Raw genomic sequence first — 15,179 nt, 5'->3', positions numbered from 1 at the left:
CCACAAGGCGGCCGACATCGCCGAACTGCTCCCGCATCGCTGGACGCCCAGCGCCACCTAGCTGGCAAGACGGGTTCACCGGGTGCTTACGGCCTGGCGGCAGAACGCTTCGGATTTGTCGCCCATCTTCATGAGCGTGCTGCGCTGCTCGACTGACAGGCCAATCAGGCCGACGAGCTTTTCTTCCAGCGTCTTCAGCGCACCGTCAATGGCGGTCAGGTCGGTGGCGCTGGGTTGAAACGAGATCAAGTTCTGAGACATTGCGTTCTTTCTAAAGCGGATATCAACGTCATGCCGATTGGCACAACCCGGTGAGGTTGGCTACCGCTGCGGCGTATCGCAATGCTGTACACAACATTTGACGGAAACCGCTCGCACATGGGGCGGGCAAGCCCGCTCACGCCGTTCGAGTGTTGGAGCGTGAAGCGCGAGCCTCGGACAGTCGAATTCGGCTCTCTGAGACTGACACTCGACCCTCAGACAGTGGAACGTGACCCTCAGACAGTGAAGTTCGAGTGTTTGAGGCTCAAACGCGACCCTCAGAGGGTCGAATTCGACGCTTTGACACTGACGCCCGACCCTCAAACAGTGAAACGCCAGTGTTTGACCCTCGCGTTCCACTCTCTGAGGGTGAAGCGCCACTGTTTGAGGCTGAAGCGTGACCTTCCGACAGTCGCTGCCCGCGAATCAAGAATCCAACTTTCGCCGCAGGCCCCATCGCTATAATCCATTCCGCTGCTGCACCAACGGCAGCCGGGTTTGGCGACTCGACATACTCACAACGAGCGTCCGCATGGCGGATACGCTCGCGCACACTCGCGCATGCCTCCTATGGCGGGCCGGGTGGGGAGACCTTCGGGTCTGCCGGTTGCCGTGAGTACCGGTTCGCCAGCCCCGCCGTCAGGCCCGCCACCTTCGTCTGGCGACGAGAAGGCGGACCTCCCGTCAATACTCACGGAGGCTCCTATGCCTATTGCAGACGAGACGCGACCAGCGTCGTACCCCTCTCCACCCGCACCACCCACCCAATCGCCCACGTTGTCCGACACAGGCAGGCTCACCAAAAACCGCACCTACCTGAACGGGGCCATCGCGGCGCAGGCGTATCTCCGGCGCACCCGCACCGCCATGCGCACACATGGCCAGTGCCGCCCGGGCATGCTGCGCGAACAGCTTCAACATCTGTCCGCACACGCGTTCCCGCCGGTCTTCATCAAAGGCTTTGTGGATGCGATTGACGCCTACGTTTCGATGTCCCTCGGGGGGCGCGATGTCGATCCGCAGACGTGGGACGTGTTAGCCGCCATAGAGCGGCGGGGCTATAGCCAATAACAATAGATTGATGCATTCCCGTGACGGGCGGGAATGCCTGTGTGGGGGCGGAGTGGTAGTTGGGCGTTAGCTGTTGGAGTTGTCCGCTTCCGGCCATTAAGAGACGTTAGTGACAGAAGCGGCCCATCATCATCTAGACAAACGACCCCGCTTCGGTTCAACCCGAGAAGGATGACAATCGTATCGTCGCAATAGATCTCTCTTATTGATGCGTGAGCAAAGGTTTGACGGCTTGCGCAATTGCGCGACCCAGCGCCACATGCTGATCGGCATCGAGATGTATGCCATCGATACGACTTGCGGATGTGATGCTGTTCGTATCGAAAACTGGACAGCCCAACTTTTCTGCCACTTCACGGTAGGCTTGCGCGAGGCCAACGCATTTTTGCTCCGCGCCAGCGAATTTATCGACCATTGCGCCAGCGGGTGCAATGATGGCTGGCGGAATCACGATCAGTACTGACGGCGTAGGCATATTGGGCTCGACCGGCGCGTGGCGGATGGCGCGGACCAATTCGCCGATGCCTTGTGCAGAATCTTTGGCAGAGTGGCGGTGAATTGCCTGAAAATCGTTTGTACCAAGCATCAGGATGACCAGCGCCAACGGCGAATGCATTTCGATACGCTGGGCGAGTCCATGTAGTCCGTTGCGGCCCGGTCGAATCGGATCATCCAATACAGTACAACGGCCGTTAAGACAGTCTTCGAGCACGCGCGTCGGATGCCCCTCAACTTGTAACGCTTGCTCCAGGACGCCAGGCCATCGCTCATGAAACGCAAAACGTCGCCGTGTGCCCGGGACGATGCCCCATGACAGCGAGTCAGAATAAATCAGAATCTGTTGCATGGACGCTCTTTAGCGGAACGATGTTTGCCTTGATCGACAGGGTCAAAGGTGCGAATGGTAGGGCAAGCTATCACTATCGTGTGAGGGCAGTGCGGACAATCGTCGTGTGCGCGCCGCCAGTGCGCTCTAGGACCGCTTTCGGCCAGGAGCAGTCAATCGACTTCATGTCGGAAACACATACAATCGAATGCAATCAACCTTGATCAGGAAGGCAAAATGCAGCATCCGACTTTCCGCATCACGCTCTCCATCGCCTTCTTATGGCTCAGCGGTATTAGTCAAGCAGCACCATCCGCTGATCCGCTATCGACGCTCCCCGCTGATCCTCAGCAAACCACGCCACCGCGGTGGGTCAGAGCGGTACCTCCGTACTCCATAGCGCCACTGTTTTCCAAAGCTGAAGTCGATCTAAATTCCGTTAAGAAAGGCGGCAACGGCCAAATTACCGCCTGGATAAGAGAAACGTACGAGGAAATTCAGCAACCTTCAACTGACCACGCGTTCCAGGTTGGCGAAACCAATTATCTAATCGATTGCAATAATGGGAAATACAATTTCCTATCGATTAATACAAGAAAAGCGAATGGGGACTTGGTTAGGTCAGTAAAAATGCCGGATTTCGATCGGAAAAATATGGACGATATCCCGCCTGATTCATTGAACGGTGCGGAAGCAACTCTCGCCTGTGCGCAGGCAAAGAAGAATTGGCCTGGTGAAAAATATTACGACTTACACATTAAACCAAAGCACGTTGATGCAGCCGCACCTCTTACATTGCAAGAAGAAGAAAAAATAGATCAAGCTATAGCTCAACGAAAGGAACTTGATGGGCGCAATGTCCCATTTACTGGACCGCTGTTGACCGCGCAGGCCGGCAAGAACACGTGCCACACGATGAGCGGAGTCGATGGCAGCCCGTCTCCCTATGAATTGTGCTATTCGCATGGCATGTTCTCGCATGACGTCTATAGTGTTCGATTCGATGGAATTCCATTACTTCATGGCATCGATGACAAGGCGACAAAAGGCATTGACGGTGTATTCAACGGAAATCAAATTCGACTTCAATGCGAGCCTGTCAATAGGTTGGCAGATGGTGTAACGAAAAAAACTATAGAAGATGCCATTCTTTCCGGTCGAATGTCGTCAAAAAAAATCTCGTTCGATGATGGGTTGAATTTCGCAATAATGACCAATGTGATCGAGATTGGAAGGCATTGCATACTGAGCAACGCGGACGGCATCATGGCAAAGCTCGACGTTGTTTCTCCACAATAAATTGGTTTTTGAAAACAGGCGTCTTGCTCGATTTTTCACGATTGAGAAAGCTAGAAGTCTCTTCTAGGGTCGAAAGCGGACGGCCATAGGTAATGCCATCGCCGACCGCTTTCGGCCAGAAGTGGTCGTTCCGGTATCCCTCTTGTTGAGTCCCGCGACTGAGCAAGCGCTAGACTGGGCTACCCCAAACCGCTCTCATCCATCATGCAATGCACCGCCAGAAGGCTGGCTATGATCGGCATGCTCGTGTTGTCAGGCGCTGCATTGGCTCATCAGCCGTCGCAGGCAGACACGCCCAGCGAATCAGCGCATCGGGCGGGGCCGAATGGTCTTGAAGGTTGGACGGTGATCTATCCGTCTCCGGACGGTCGGGGCTACCCCACCACCTTGGTTATCGCCCAGCGGGGGCACGTTGTCCGTCGAATCCAAGGAGATCCATTGGTGTGGAAATGGATGTTTTGGGAAAGCGGAAACCAGGTCGCCTATCAGACTGGATCGTTGCACTTCAACATGGCGTGCGTGCTGGTCGATATCGCTAGTGGCCGACAACTGGCGAATCTTGATTGCTATCGCGAGCTTGCCGAGGATGCCCCTGCCTGGGAGAAAGCCTTGCAGGGCGCACAGTAGATTGGTGGTCAGCTTAGCCTGCGAACCGAGTTCGTCGCTTTGAGTTGGATCGCCTCCAGCATGGCGTGGTCCTCGTCTTCGACGACAGCAGGATCCCAACCCGGATGGTTCGATAGGCTCAAAAAGTCCCGCCGCCTCTCAGCGTTTCAGCCCCTCAGCCAAACTTGCGCGCCGCATCGCGCGCCAGGCCAGAACCGATCCCGCCGAACAAGTCGCCCTCGACGCGTCGCGCCGACGGCAGCACTTGCGCCAGTTGCTCGCGCAGCATCGGCACCCCGCTGGAGCCGCCGGCAAAGAGAATGGTATCGACCGCTTCCGCTGCCACGCCCGCCGTCTTCAGCATGGCCTGCACCGTCGAGACCGTCTTGCCGACCAGCTTCCCGATCGACTGGTCGAAATCCTCGCGCGTGACGGGCTGCTTCAGCTCGGGCGCGATGCGGTGCAGGTCGATCTCCGCCACCGGAGCGTCCGACAGCGCGATCTTGGCGGCTTCCACCTGGATGGCCAGCCAGTGGCCGGCGCGCTCGCGGATCAGGCGGATGAGGCGGTCGAGTTTTTCGGTGTCGGCGGCATCTCGGTAGTTGTCCATCACCACCGTCCACGCCTTGCGCGTGTACACGTGGTTGATGGTGTGCCAGCTCGCCAGGTCGAAATACTGGCCAGACGGCATCGCCTTGCCGTTGCGTAGCGTGCTGTTCAGGCCCAGCAGGGGCATCACGCTGGCGAGGCTCAAGGCGCGGTCGAAATCTGTGCCGCCGATGTGAACGCCGCCGTTGGCGAGGATGTCCTCGCGGCGGTCAAGGCGTTTCGCGCGGTCGGGCGACAGGCGCACCAGTGAGAAGTCCGACGTACCGCCGCCAATATCGGCCACCAGCACAAGCTCTTCACCGCTGATGCCGGCCTCGTAGTCGAACGCGGCGGCGATGGGCTCGTACTGGAAGGCGATCTCGTCGAAGCCGGCGTCGCGCGCGATTTCCGAGAGCGTGTCTTCGGCGAGCTGGTCGGCCTTGGGGTCTTCGTCGATGAAGAACACCGGGCGGCCCAGTACGGCGCGGCGGAATTCATGGCCGGCAGCGCGCTCGGCACGCCGCTTGAGTTCGCCGATGAAATGCGCCAGCAGCTTGCGGAAGGGCATGGCCTGGCCCATGACCTCGGTGCTGTCGTCCATCATCGACGTGCCGAGCAGGCTCTTGAGCGAGCGCATCAGGCGGCCCTCGTAGCCGGCAAGATAGTCGGCCAGCGCGGCACGGCCGTAGGTCACCAGCGGGTCTTCGGCATGAAAGAAGATGACGGAAGGCAGCGTAGCTTTGCCGTCTTCGAGCGGCAGCAGGGTGGGCGCGTCCGGTCTCAGCCAGCCGACGGTGGAGTTGGACGTGCCGAAATCGACGCCGCAGGCGTTTGACATCATAGGAATGTGGCCACTGGAGTGCAGCGGGAGGCATGCGCCTGCACGGGATATCAGGAGCGGGTGCCACCGGCGAAGGGGCGCTATTGTAGTGGCTTTGTGCGACGGGTCTCCACGACGGTGGATGCCTTGATTGCCAGCGCTGACAAACACATACCCGAGGCGGGCATACCGCATGCTGCACTTGCATGGTCCGGGGCCGATGACCGCGCCCCGCCAACTTGTTCAACGCGCGGGGGCAACAGATGAGCTACGCCCGTTTCGGAGCCATGATCGTGGTGTCCACGGTCGTGATGTTCGGTCTGATGTACTTGAACACCTACGAGATCGAGCACGTTCTATTCAGCCAGACACGCATGTGGATGGCGCTGATCATGGGGGCGGCAATGAGCGCCATCATGCTCGTGTTCATGTGGAACATGTACGCCAAAGCCGCACTGAACGTGGCGATCCTGCTCGTGAGCGCGGTCGTGTTCTGCGGCGCGCTGTGGCTCGTTCGGGGCCAGCAGACTGTGGGGGATGTGTCGTACATGCAGGCGATGATTCCTCACCACTCCATCGCCATCATGACCAGTGAGCGCGCGCACATTAAAGACCCACGCGTGCGCAAGCTGGCAGACGGCATCATTCGGGCGCAGGTGAAGGAGATTGGTGAGATGAAGGCGCTCATCGCAGATCTGAAGCAGAACCCGCCGCCGGCCGGTGCACCGGATATCCCGAGTTACCGCAAGCGCGGAGACCCCCCGCCCCGGCCGGAATGATTGGCTGCTATGTAACCGGAGCTTGTTTTTCCTCGACTGGTCCGTGCGTAGTTGGTGCTCTCTGACGGTGAGACTCCAGTGTTTGAGGGGGGGAGCATGACCGCATGAATCGTTCTTCTCTTCGCGATCGCGTTGCGGATACTGCGTAGCGTTGTGATTTCATTGAAGACGTTCATTGGTACAGCATGCCAGGGCCCCCTTCCTGGAGGGCACCAAGTCCACTACAAATTGCGCAATTTTGTGAATTGCTGGGCGGGGTGGTCGTTCGCCGGCTACCCTCGAGAGCTTCTCAAGCTAGGGAGCTGTCGCCATGAGCCATCGAGACGTGCCGTTTGCCAGAACCGTCATCGTTGCAGGCCACGGCCTGCCAGAAATTCTGGGCAAACCGGCGCTGGTGTTCTCCAAGCTCTCCGGCACCGAGCGGCTGTGCGAACTGTTCGAGTACGAAGTCGAACTCAAGACCCCCGACGAACGCAACGTCCTCTACGGCCCGGCCGCCAACCTCGACACCAACGCCCTGCGCGGCCAGGAACTCACTGTCACCATCGCGTTGGACGGCACCGACGCCGGCACCCGACAAATCAGCGGGCTTGTCACCGACATCGTCGGTCCCACCCCGGTCCATGGTGGCCGCCAACTCAAATATCGTCTCACGCTGCGCCCCTGGCTTTGGCTTGCCACGCTCAACCGCGACACACGCATCTTTCAGCAGCAGACCGTGGTGGAGATTCTGGATGCGCTGCTGGGTGGCTACATCTTCCCCGTCGAACGCCGGCTCGACATCGCCCGCTACCCCAGGCGCGAGTACCAGGTCCAATACAACGAAAGCGACTTCGAGTTCTTCCAGCGCCTGACGCAGGAATGGGGCATCGCCTGGCACATCGAGCACTCGGGCGGCAAACATCGTTTGGTGCTCACCGACGGCAACGGCGCGTTTGGTCCATTCGCCAGCCCCGCCTACCAGACCATCCGCTGGCAGCCGTCTTCCGACCGCATCGACGAAGAACACCTGCACACCTTCGAGCTGCACGACAAAGTCGTCTCGGGACAGTGGACGACCACCGACTACGACTTCGTCAAGCCGAGCGCCGACCTCACCGTCCGCGCCGCCGATCCGCTCGATACCGCCCACGCCAATGCCGAAGTGCGCGAATGGCCCGGTGACCACAGCCAGCCTACTGCCGGCAACGACCCTTGGAAGGAAGGCGACCAGGTCGCCCGCATGCGCATGGAGGCCCTGCGCCAGCACGGCCGCCGAGCCCGGGGTGCCGGCAACGTGCGTGCGATGGTCCCAGGCTGCACCTTCACCCTCGCGCACTTCGTCCAGAGCGAGGCCAACCGCGAATACCTCATCCTTGGCGCCCAGCTTCTGATTGAGGACGTACCCGAATCTTCTGGCGGCAACCAAGCGTGGCGCTGCGAAGTGAGCTTCACCGCCCAGCCCAGCAACGAGCTCTTCCGCCCCGAGCGCACCCAGCCCAAGCCGAGGACAACCGGACCCCAGACGGCCACCGTCGTAGGTCCGGAGAACCAGGAGGTCTGGAGCGACGAATACGGCCGCGTCAAGGTGCAGTTCCACTGGGACCGCATCGGTCAACGCAATGCAAACAGTTCGTGCTGGGTGCGAACGTCGTCTCCCTGGCAGGGTGAGCGCTTCGGCGCCATCCAGATTCCACGCATCGGGCAAGAAGTCATTGTCGACTTCCTCAATGGCGATCCGGATTGCCCCATCATCACGGGCCGCGTCCCTAATCGGGAGAACATGCCCCAGTGGCCGATGCCAGGGCACCATGCGCTCTCTGGTTTCGTCAGCAAGGAATTGTACGGGGGTAGGACCAACACCTTTGTCCAGGACGACACCCAAGGCCAAATCCAGACGCAGCTGCAGAGCGACCACCAGAACTCCAGCCTGAGCCTGGGGTTCATCACTCGCATCCTGCGCGGCCAGGGCCGCAAGGACAAACGCGGTGAAGGCTTCGAGTTGCGCACCGACGCCCAGGGCGTCGTGCGGGCCAATGGCCTGCTGCTCACCACCGAAGCGCGGCTCAAGGCCCAAGGCCACCACAAGGACTTGGCGGAAACCGTCCAACGCCTCACCGTTGCGCGCGACCAGCAAGAGACCTTTGCCGAACTCGCGCAAGAACATGAGGCACAAGACCCGACGGACCAAGCCGAGGTCGCCCGCGCCATCAAGGCGCAGAACGACGACATCCGGGGCAGCGGTGCAGCCAACGCCGGGAGCGGCAGCTTCCCCGAACTCAGCGCACCGCACCTCGTCCTGGCCAGCCCCGCCGGCATCGAAGCCACCACGGCGCAATCGATGCACCTGGCCACCGGCGAGCACCTTGCGCTATCAAGTACTGGCCACACCAGTCTCGCCGTCGGCCACAAGCTCATCGCCAGCGTCAGCCGGGGCGTGCGCATCTTCATTCAAAGCCTGGGCTACCGGCTCATCGCCTTCAGCGGCGACATCGACCTGCGGGCGCTACAGAACAGCATCAACCTGCTCGCCAAGCTCGACATCAAGGCTACCGCCAACCGCATCACCATCAGCGCCAAGCAAGAGCTCGTCATCAGCGGGGGCGGCAGCGGGACCACGTACAGCGCTGGGGGCATCACGCACAAAACGCCAGCCGCCTACACCGTTCACGCCGGTGGCTACACCGTCACCACCAGTGCCCGGCAGACCGCGCAGTTTCCGGGTGAACCGAAGGCCGGCAAGGGCAATCTGGAGATCTTCAACCAGTACGCCAACCGGTTGGGCATCAAGGAAGGCCACTTCCAGGTCGAGGATGCCCTGGGCAAGATCACCAACGGCAAGCTGGACGCAAAGGGCTTTGCCGCAATCTCCGGTATTGCACCCGGCCCTGCCAAGGTGACGTTTGGCGCCGACCCGGCAGATACCTGGGCAAAGAGCAGTTATATGGGCAAACCAAGCTGGTCGCAGACAGACGGCTGCCAAGATGCCACCAGTACCACCGCTCCAGCGACACCGTCCAGCGCTGGCGCGGTCGCTTCGCAAGTTCTCGCCGCGTTCGGCAAGGCCACACAAGCCGAGCAACTTGCACAGCAGGCCGCCAGTGCAGTCAAGGCAGGACCTGCAGGCCTAGAAAGGCGGGACGCCTCGAGCGTGCAACTGCTGAACCAATCGCCGCCTGCGAACATTCCCGCACTCGCCGAAGTCAGTCCGCACGCGGCTCCGTCGTCGGGCCGCACGAGCATCTTCATCTGAGCTTAATACCCTCGGCACACTTACCTGAATAGACACATGGCAGCACCGACCCCGAGCAAGGCGCGCGATCCCCAAGTCGCCGTAGGCCCATTGAATAGCATTGCACCCGACGACATCGGCAGTAGTGCCGCCCGGATTGACGCATGGCTGCGTAAGACGAGCGATGGTGCCGTCACGCTGGAGCGTTTGCCCATCGTCGCGGGAAACCTCCCTGTCGCTGGCAACGTCATGGCACTCGCAGGTGCAGTGGACGCGATTGTTGCGACGATCGACCAAGCGCCCACGTCGCCCATTCTCGCAGGGCTCGGGATTGACTTGATTGCGCTTGGGCCGAATCCAGCAGAAACGGTTGCCGCGCGAACCAGCTTGCGTCCCATGCTCATGCTGGCACAGCAGGAGCTACAGCAAGACCCTAGGAAGCCGCTTGGTAACGCCTTCGTCGAGACGATCGTCGGTCATCTCAACGCCACCATTGCTGGCGAGATTGATGACTTCGTAAAGCAAGCGCAGAGCAAACTTGCGGACATGCTGAGCGATGCTGGGAAGCTAGGCGCCGCCATCATCGAGCAACTGATCTTGGGCTTGACGCCTGGAAATCAGGGCACCGCTAGCAACGTACGAGCGACGTCCCGCTTGCCGCTCTATGATCCATCCTCCACGCTCGACAACATTTTCAATGCGCTGTGGAAGGTGTATCGGTCGTCGGGGAAGCCATCAAGGGGTGCCATCGCGCCCGCCATGACCCCGGCAGCGGCCCAACAGCGCAGGGCAGCGACAACCGCCAAGTTGCTGCAGCTTGGAATAGCGCTGCCCGCGCAACTAAGCGCTCAGGCAGATTCAGCCACTGCGCAAACTATCGGCTGGTTGCTGGCTCAAATTGCGGCAGCAGTAGCCATCTGGCGAAAGCGCAATGGTGGACAAGCAGCCAACGTTCATACAAGTAAGACCAGCCAAGCCAAGCATGTTGCGCACGAGGGCGAGCTCGGTGCGGTCACTAGCCAAGCTGATGCTGAAGGTGGCCCCGGTTGCGCAAACTGCCCTGCGCCAAGTGGTACGGGCCAGAGCATCAGCTTCGCGACCGGCGACGAAACGCTCACCCACACTGATTTCGTCCTTCCCAGCCTGTTCCCCATCGAATGGACACGCACTTACCGCTCCAGCCTTGGCGCTTACGACAGCAGCGAGCAGGGCGCCCGCTGGATCACGCCCTACACCACGCGCTTCGATGTCATCACCGAGCAGGGCATTGAAAGCGTCCTTTACCACGCAGCCGACGGCCGCAGCCACGCCTACCCACTGCCCGAAGTGGGCAAGCTCCATCACGACCCCATCGAGAGCGTCACGCTCGTCCGCGTTTCGGAACATCGACTGACGCTCGCCCACGGATTCGACAGTCAAGAAGCCTACCAACGTCACGGCCAGTCCTTCCGCCTGACCAGCATCACCCTGCGCAGCGGAGCCGGTATCGCCTTGCACTACGACCACCGCATTGGTGAGCGCACCGTCCTGTCGGACATCATCGCCTACCAAGGCCAGACCACACTCGCCCATGTCGGCATTCGCCTCGATGATGCCGGCCGCATCGCTGAACACTGGCAGATCGAAGACGGCCAACTGGTCCGCCAGCTCTCGCGCTACACCTACGACGAAGCGGGCGATCTGGTCATGGCGCAGGACGAGAACGCTGCGCACTGGGACTACACCTATCAGCACCACCTCGTCACTCGCTACACCGACCGCACTGGCCGAGGCATGAACCTGCAGTGGAACGGCGAGGGCCCACATGCCAAAGCCATTCGCGAATGGGCCGACGACGGCAGCTTCAACACCCGCCTGGAATGGGACGAGAACATCCGCCTCACCTACGTCACTGACGCGCTCGGCCACGAGACCCGACACTACTACGACATCCTCGGCTACACCTACCGCATCAAACACCCGGATGGCCGCTCAGAATGGTTCTTCCGTGACGACGCCAAGAACGTCATTCAGCACATCCACACAGACGGCAGCATCGACCGCTTCACCTACGACGAACGCGGCAACCTCGTCGAACACCTCCGCGCCGACGACAGCGCCATCCATTACGCCTACGACGACCACGACCAGCTCATCAAGATCCGCGATGCCGAAGGCGGCCTGTGGCAGCGCGACTACGACACGAAAGGCAACCTCACCGAAGAAGTTGACCCCCTGGGCAACAAGACCGAATACGCCTACAACAAAGCCGGCCTGCTCACCGAAATCACCGACGCCAAGGGTGGGAAGAAGCAGCTCGGCTACAACGCAGCGGGTCAACTCACCAGCTACACCGACTGCTCCGGCAAGACCACCACCTGGCACTACGACCCGCGTGGCCGCCTGGAGAAAGTCACCAACGCCGCAGGCGGCGTCACCCGCTACGAATACGAAGCCGGGCAACTCGCCAAGGTCATCCACCCCGATGAGACCGCCGAGCGTTTCGAGCGCGATGCCGAAGGCCGCCTGCTCGCTCACACCGACGCACTGCACCGTCGCACGACGTGGGACTACAGCGAAGCCGGCCTGATTGCACGCCGTACCGATGCCGCCCACGGCGTGCTCGAATACCAGTGGAACAAGCTCGGCCGCTTAACGGGCCTCATCAACGAGAACGCCCGCCAGATTCGCTTCCAATACGACCCCGTCGGCAGGCTGCTCAAACAAACCGGCTTCGACGGCAACGCGACTCAGTACTACTACGACGCTGCCAGTGGTGTCCTCAAAACCACCGTCGACGCCGAAACCCTCGCCACCGGCTACACGTTCGACGCCCTGGGAAGACTGACCCAGCGCGGCGCTGGCATCCTCGACCCCAAGACCAACAAATACGAAACCAAGCAAACAGAAACCTTCGCCTACGACGGCAACGGCCGCCTCGTCCTTGCTGAGAACGCCCACAGCCGCTTGCAATGGTTCCATGACGCCGCAGGCAACGTCATCCGAGAACACCAGCATTACAGCGGACTGGACAGCCCGCGCGTGGCGGTCTGGCGCCATGCGTACGATGAACTCAACCAGCGCGTCTCCACCATCCGCCCCGATGGCCACCGCATCGACCTGCTCACCTATGGCAGCGGCCACGTGCACGGCATCCAGCTCGACGGTCAGGAACTGGCCAGCTTCGAGCGCGACGACCTGCACCGCGAAACCCAACGCACCCAAGGCAACAGGCTCACCCAGACGCAGAAGTACGACACCGCTGGAAGGCTGCTGGAGCAAACGCTCAGCCACCTCGACAAAACCACTGCCTACGTCAACCGTCGCCAATACCGCTACGACACGGTGGGGCAACTCACCGGCATCAACGACACCCGTCGCGGCAACCTCACCTACCGCTATGACCCGGTCGGCAAGCTGCTCGAAGCCAACAGCGCGCTCGGGCAAGAGACGTTCGACTTCGACCCCGCGGGCAACCTGCTCGACGACCCCACGCTGCGTACCTTCGCGGCAGACCCCGCAACGGGAAGATCCGAAACCAGCAGCCGCCTGCAAGGCCGAGCCGCCCTGGTCGACAACCTGCTCAAGCAATACGCCGGCACGCACTACGAGTGGAGCGCACGCGGCAACCTCCTCAAACGCACCGTCAACGGCCAGACCGCCCAATTCAGTTGGGATCTCTTCAACCGCCTGACCCGCTACAGCGACGACCGCCTCAGCGTGAAATACCAATACGATGCCCTCGGCCGGCGCATCACCAAACATGCACAAGCGGTCTACTTCGAGCCCCTCGGCGCTGGCAGCGTCTACATCCATAACGAACGCGCCCGGGTCAACAAAGAGCTGGGATGTGGCTTCACGCTCTACGGCTGGGATGGCGACACCCTGGCCTGGGAAGCCCGGCGCGACGCCGACATCATGCGCCAGGGCGCCTACCACCCGTCACCGGGCAGCACCCGCACCACGCACTATCTGTACGAACCCAACAGCTTCGTCCCCATCGCCCAGGGCGTCACGCACGGGATGCTGCCCCTGCACAAGCAGCCCGCCTATGCCGAGGCTGACTACGACATCGATGAGGATCCGCTGTGGCAGTACGAGATTCAGTCCACACCGTTTGATAGTTTGGCGTGGTACCAGTGCGACCACCTCGGCACGCCGCAGGAGCTCACCGACCAAAACGGTGAGGTTGCTTGGGCTGCCAGCTACAAGGCTTGGGGAGCGGCGCAAGAAGTCATTAGCGATGCAGCGAGGAAGGCGGGCATCCAGAACCCGCTTCGGTTCCAGGGGCAGTACTTTGATCATGAGACGGGGCTGCATTACAACCGGCATCGGTACTATGACCCGAGCAGTGGTCGGTTCATATCGAAGGATCCGATTGGGCTGGCGGGCGGGCTGAACGCACATGAATACGCGCCCAACCCGGTGAGCTGGATTGACCCACGAGGGTTACAAAACGCCCACCAGCGGCGTGTGCAAGCGCGCATCAACTCTCGACAGATGGCCCTCAATGAACAGACGGCTCGCATGGCTTCGCAGCCGGGTTATCCGTTGGATATGGTGCACGATGCAGTGAACCCCAACAAGAAGATATGGGATGCCATGAGCCCATATGACTACACGCAATATTGCAGGCAGTGGAGCAAGCCTAAAAAGGCGTGTGAACCGAGGGATCGGGTGCCAGGGCGGGATGTTAAGGATCGGACGGACTATGTACCTGACCAAGATTGGCCAACATCAAAAATTCCACCCGGATACGCTTGTGATATTCCTGAGTACTTTCCAGAGATGCGCGGGGCATCCACTGCCCCAACGGCGGACATCAATGACTTTGCAGATCTTGCCGGGAAGATTCGCAGAAATGCGCGAGGTTTAAGGCGATGAAGTTGAATTGCATTATTCTTCTTGGATTGATATTTTCCAACTTGAGTCATGGAAAAGATGTGCCCGGTTGCATGGCGATCGAGTTGAAAAATGGCATGTCAGCAATTTTTCCCGTAATAAAAGAAAGACCGACATGGAAGTGGTATCGAACTGAGGCAACACGTGAAACGGCTGAGTATGCTTGGGTTGCAGAACCCGGTTTTATTTTAATGAACAGCGGCAAAAAATTATTTCAAGGAAATGGAATGGCATTTATTGCCTTCATAGGGGCTATGGATCTAAGAAATATCACCCCTGGATCCGGCAATCTAGAGGATTTGATTTCAAGCGCTGAAAAAATCGCCTATCTAACGGGATCTGATAAATCAAGGCTGCATGAAAATCTTGATTTTGTGCGTCGCAGCAGAGTTAATGCGAAGCTGCTAAATAATGATGCCATTATGTTAGCAACAGTCAACAAAGCATCAACTGAAGCAGCGAAGAAATCAAATCCAACGCATATGAAAATGCGAGCAATTTTGCCATATGCCGGCGAGTCATATGAGTGCATTGTTGAAATAAAAAAAATAAACAACTCAGTAAAAATGATTAATGAGTGAAATCATCCGCGTAGGCGACCCCACTGACCACGGCGGGGTGGTGCTTGATGGCATCCCCGGCACTGACCTCGACGGCCGACCGATGGCTGGTGTCGGCAACATGGTCATGTGCCCAAAGTGTGGCGGCCCGTTCCCAATCACCGAGGGCGCTGTCCACTACGAAATCAATGGCGTGCTAGTGGCGTTGCGCGGTATGAAGACTGCCTGCGGCGCCGCGCTTCTCGCTGGCAACCCTCGTACGCAGGTCAGCGGCTAA

11 protein-coding genes are annotated in these 15,179 nt (G+C 59.9%); 8 read left to right on the top strand and 3 right to left on the bottom strand.

Annotated features, from left to right (window positions below):
- Positions 1-75 precede the first annotated feature (75 nt).
- Complete coding sequence (locus R2N03_RS19390; protein WP_316659482.1) at positions 76-261, bottom strand: hypothetical protein; 186 nt, start codon at positions 259-261, stop codon at positions 76-78.
- Positions 262-966: 705 nt separating this feature from the next.
- Between R2N03_RS19390 and R2N03_RS19385 the strand changes: the two genes are divergently transcribed.
- The gene (locus R2N03_RS19385) at positions 967-1,332 is read left to right on the top strand and encodes a hypothetical protein (RefSeq protein WP_316659480.1); all 366 of its coding nucleotides are present in this window, start codon (positions 967-969) and stop codon (positions 1,330-1,332) included.
- Positions 1,333-1,534: 202 nt separating this feature from the next.
- On the opposite strand, the gene R2N03_RS19380 is transcribed toward R2N03_RS19385, so the two are convergent.
- A complete protein-coding gene (locus tag R2N03_RS19380; protein WP_316659479.1) occupies positions 1,535-2,179 on the bottom strand; it encodes an SGNH/GDSL hydrolase family protein in 645 nt (214 codons plus the stop codon).
- 216 nt (positions 2,180-2,395) lie between these two features.
- On the opposite strand from R2N03_RS19380, the gene R2N03_RS19375 reads away from it, so the two are divergent.
- Positions 2,396-3,457, top strand: a complete 1,062-nt coding sequence (locus tag R2N03_RS19375) for a surface-adhesin E family protein (RefSeq protein WP_316659478.1) — start codon at positions 2,396-2,398, stop codon at positions 3,455-3,457.
- A 231-nt stretch (positions 3,458-3,688) separates the two neighbouring features.
- Positions 3,689-4,084 carry a hypothetical protein gene (locus R2N03_RS19370; RefSeq protein ID WP_316659477.1) on the top strand — a complete coding sequence of 132 codons (396 nt, stop codon included), beginning with the start codon at positions 3,689-3,691 and terminating at the stop codon, positions 4,082-4,084.
- A 154-nt stretch (positions 4,085-4,238) separates the two neighbouring features.
- Here the strand turns inward: R2N03_RS19370 and R2N03_RS19365 are convergent, their stop codons facing one another.
- On the bottom strand, positions 4,239-5,492 hold the full coding sequence (locus tag R2N03_RS19365; protein ID WP_316659476.1) for an Hsp70 family protein: 1,254 nt from the start codon (positions 5,490-5,492) through the stop codon (positions 4,239-4,241).
- A 242-nt stretch (positions 5,493-5,734) separates the two neighbouring features.
- Here R2N03_RS19365 and R2N03_RS19360 point away from each other — a divergent pair, with 242 nt between their 5' ends.
- The 5 genes from R2N03_RS19360 to R2N03_RS19340 all read left to right on the top strand — a co-directional run bounded on the left by R2N03_RS19360 (position 5,735) and on the right by R2N03_RS19340 (position 15,179).
- Positions 5,735-6,250, top strand: a complete 516-nt coding sequence (locus tag R2N03_RS19360; protein ID WP_316659475.1) for a DUF305 domain-containing protein — start codon at positions 5,735-5,737, stop codon at positions 6,248-6,250.
- A gap of 310 nt (positions 6,251-6,560) precedes the next feature.
- Positions 6,561-9,482, top strand: a complete 2,922-nt coding sequence (locus tag R2N03_RS19355) for a type VI secretion system Vgr family protein (RefSeq protein WP_316659473.1) — start codon at positions 6,561-6,563, stop codon at positions 9,480-9,482.
- 36 nt (positions 9,483-9,518) lie between these two features.
- On the top strand, positions 9,519-14,324 hold the full coding sequence (locus tag R2N03_RS19350) for an RHS repeat-associated core domain-containing protein (RefSeq protein WP_316659472.1): 4,806 nt from the start codon (positions 9,519-9,521) through the stop codon (positions 14,322-14,324).
- 71 nt (positions 14,325-14,395) lie between these two features.
- A complete protein-coding gene (locus R2N03_RS19345; RefSeq protein WP_316659471.1) occupies positions 14,396-14,923 on the top strand; it encodes a hypothetical protein in 528 nt (175 codons plus the stop codon).
- Positions 14,916-15,179 carry a PAAR domain-containing protein gene (locus tag R2N03_RS19340; protein ID WP_316659470.1) on the top strand — a complete coding sequence of 88 codons (264 nt, stop codon included), beginning with the start codon at positions 14,916-14,918 and terminating at the stop codon, positions 15,177-15,179. The genes R2N03_RS19345 and R2N03_RS19340 overlap by 8 nt, the downstream gene beginning before the upstream one ends.

Origin of the sequence: Ralstonia condita, assembly GCF_958405655.1 — a bacterium.
Lineage (GTDB): Bacteria > Pseudomonadota > Gammaproteobacteria > Burkholderiales > Burkholderiaceae > Ralstonia > Ralstonia condita.
Note: the sequence above shows the minus strand (reverse complement) of the source record. Positions and strands in the feature narration are given on the sequence as shown.

Excerpts from the sequence above, each read along its gene's own strand:
- R2N03_RS19375 (WP_316659478.1), top strand. The coding sequence starts at position 2,396 with ATGCAGCATCCGACTTTCCGCATCACGCTCTCCATCGCCTTCTTATGG.
- R2N03_RS19365 (WP_316659476.1), bottom strand. The coding sequence starts at position 5,492 with ATGATGTCAAACGCCTGCGGCGTCGATTTCGGCACGTCCAACTCCACC.
- R2N03_RS19340 (WP_316659470.1), top strand. The coding sequence starts at position 14,916 with ATGAGTGAAATCATCCGCGTAGGCGACCCCACTGACCACGGCGGGGTG.
- R2N03_RS19360 (WP_316659475.1), top strand. The coding sequence starts at position 5,735 with ATGAGCTACGCCCGTTTCGGAGCCATGATCGTGGTGTCCACGGTCGTG.
- R2N03_RS19390 (WP_316659482.1), bottom strand. The coding sequence starts at position 261 with ATGTCTCAGAACTTGATCTCGTTTCAACCCAGCGCCACCGACCTGACC.
- R2N03_RS19380 (WP_316659479.1), bottom strand. The coding sequence starts at position 2,179 with ATGCAACAGATTCTGATTTATTCTGACTCGCTGTCATGGGGCATCGTC.
- R2N03_RS19370 (WP_316659477.1), top strand. The coding sequence starts at position 3,689 with ATGATCGGCATGCTCGTGTTGTCAGGCGCTGCATTGGCTCATCAGCCG.
- R2N03_RS19345 (WP_316659471.1), top strand. The coding sequence starts at position 14,396 with ATGGCGATCGAGTTGAAAAATGGCATGTCAGCAATTTTTCCCGTAATA.
- R2N03_RS19350 (WP_316659472.1), top strand. The coding sequence starts at position 9,519 with ATGGCAGCACCGACCCCGAGCAAGGCGCGCGATCCCCAAGTCGCCGTA.
- R2N03_RS19385 (WP_316659480.1), top strand. The coding sequence starts at position 967 with ATGCCTATTGCAGACGAGACGCGACCAGCGTCGTACCCCTCTCCACCC.
- R2N03_RS19355 (WP_316659473.1), top strand. The coding sequence starts at position 6,561 with ATGAGCCATCGAGACGTGCCGTTTGCCAGAACCGTCATCGTTGCAGGC.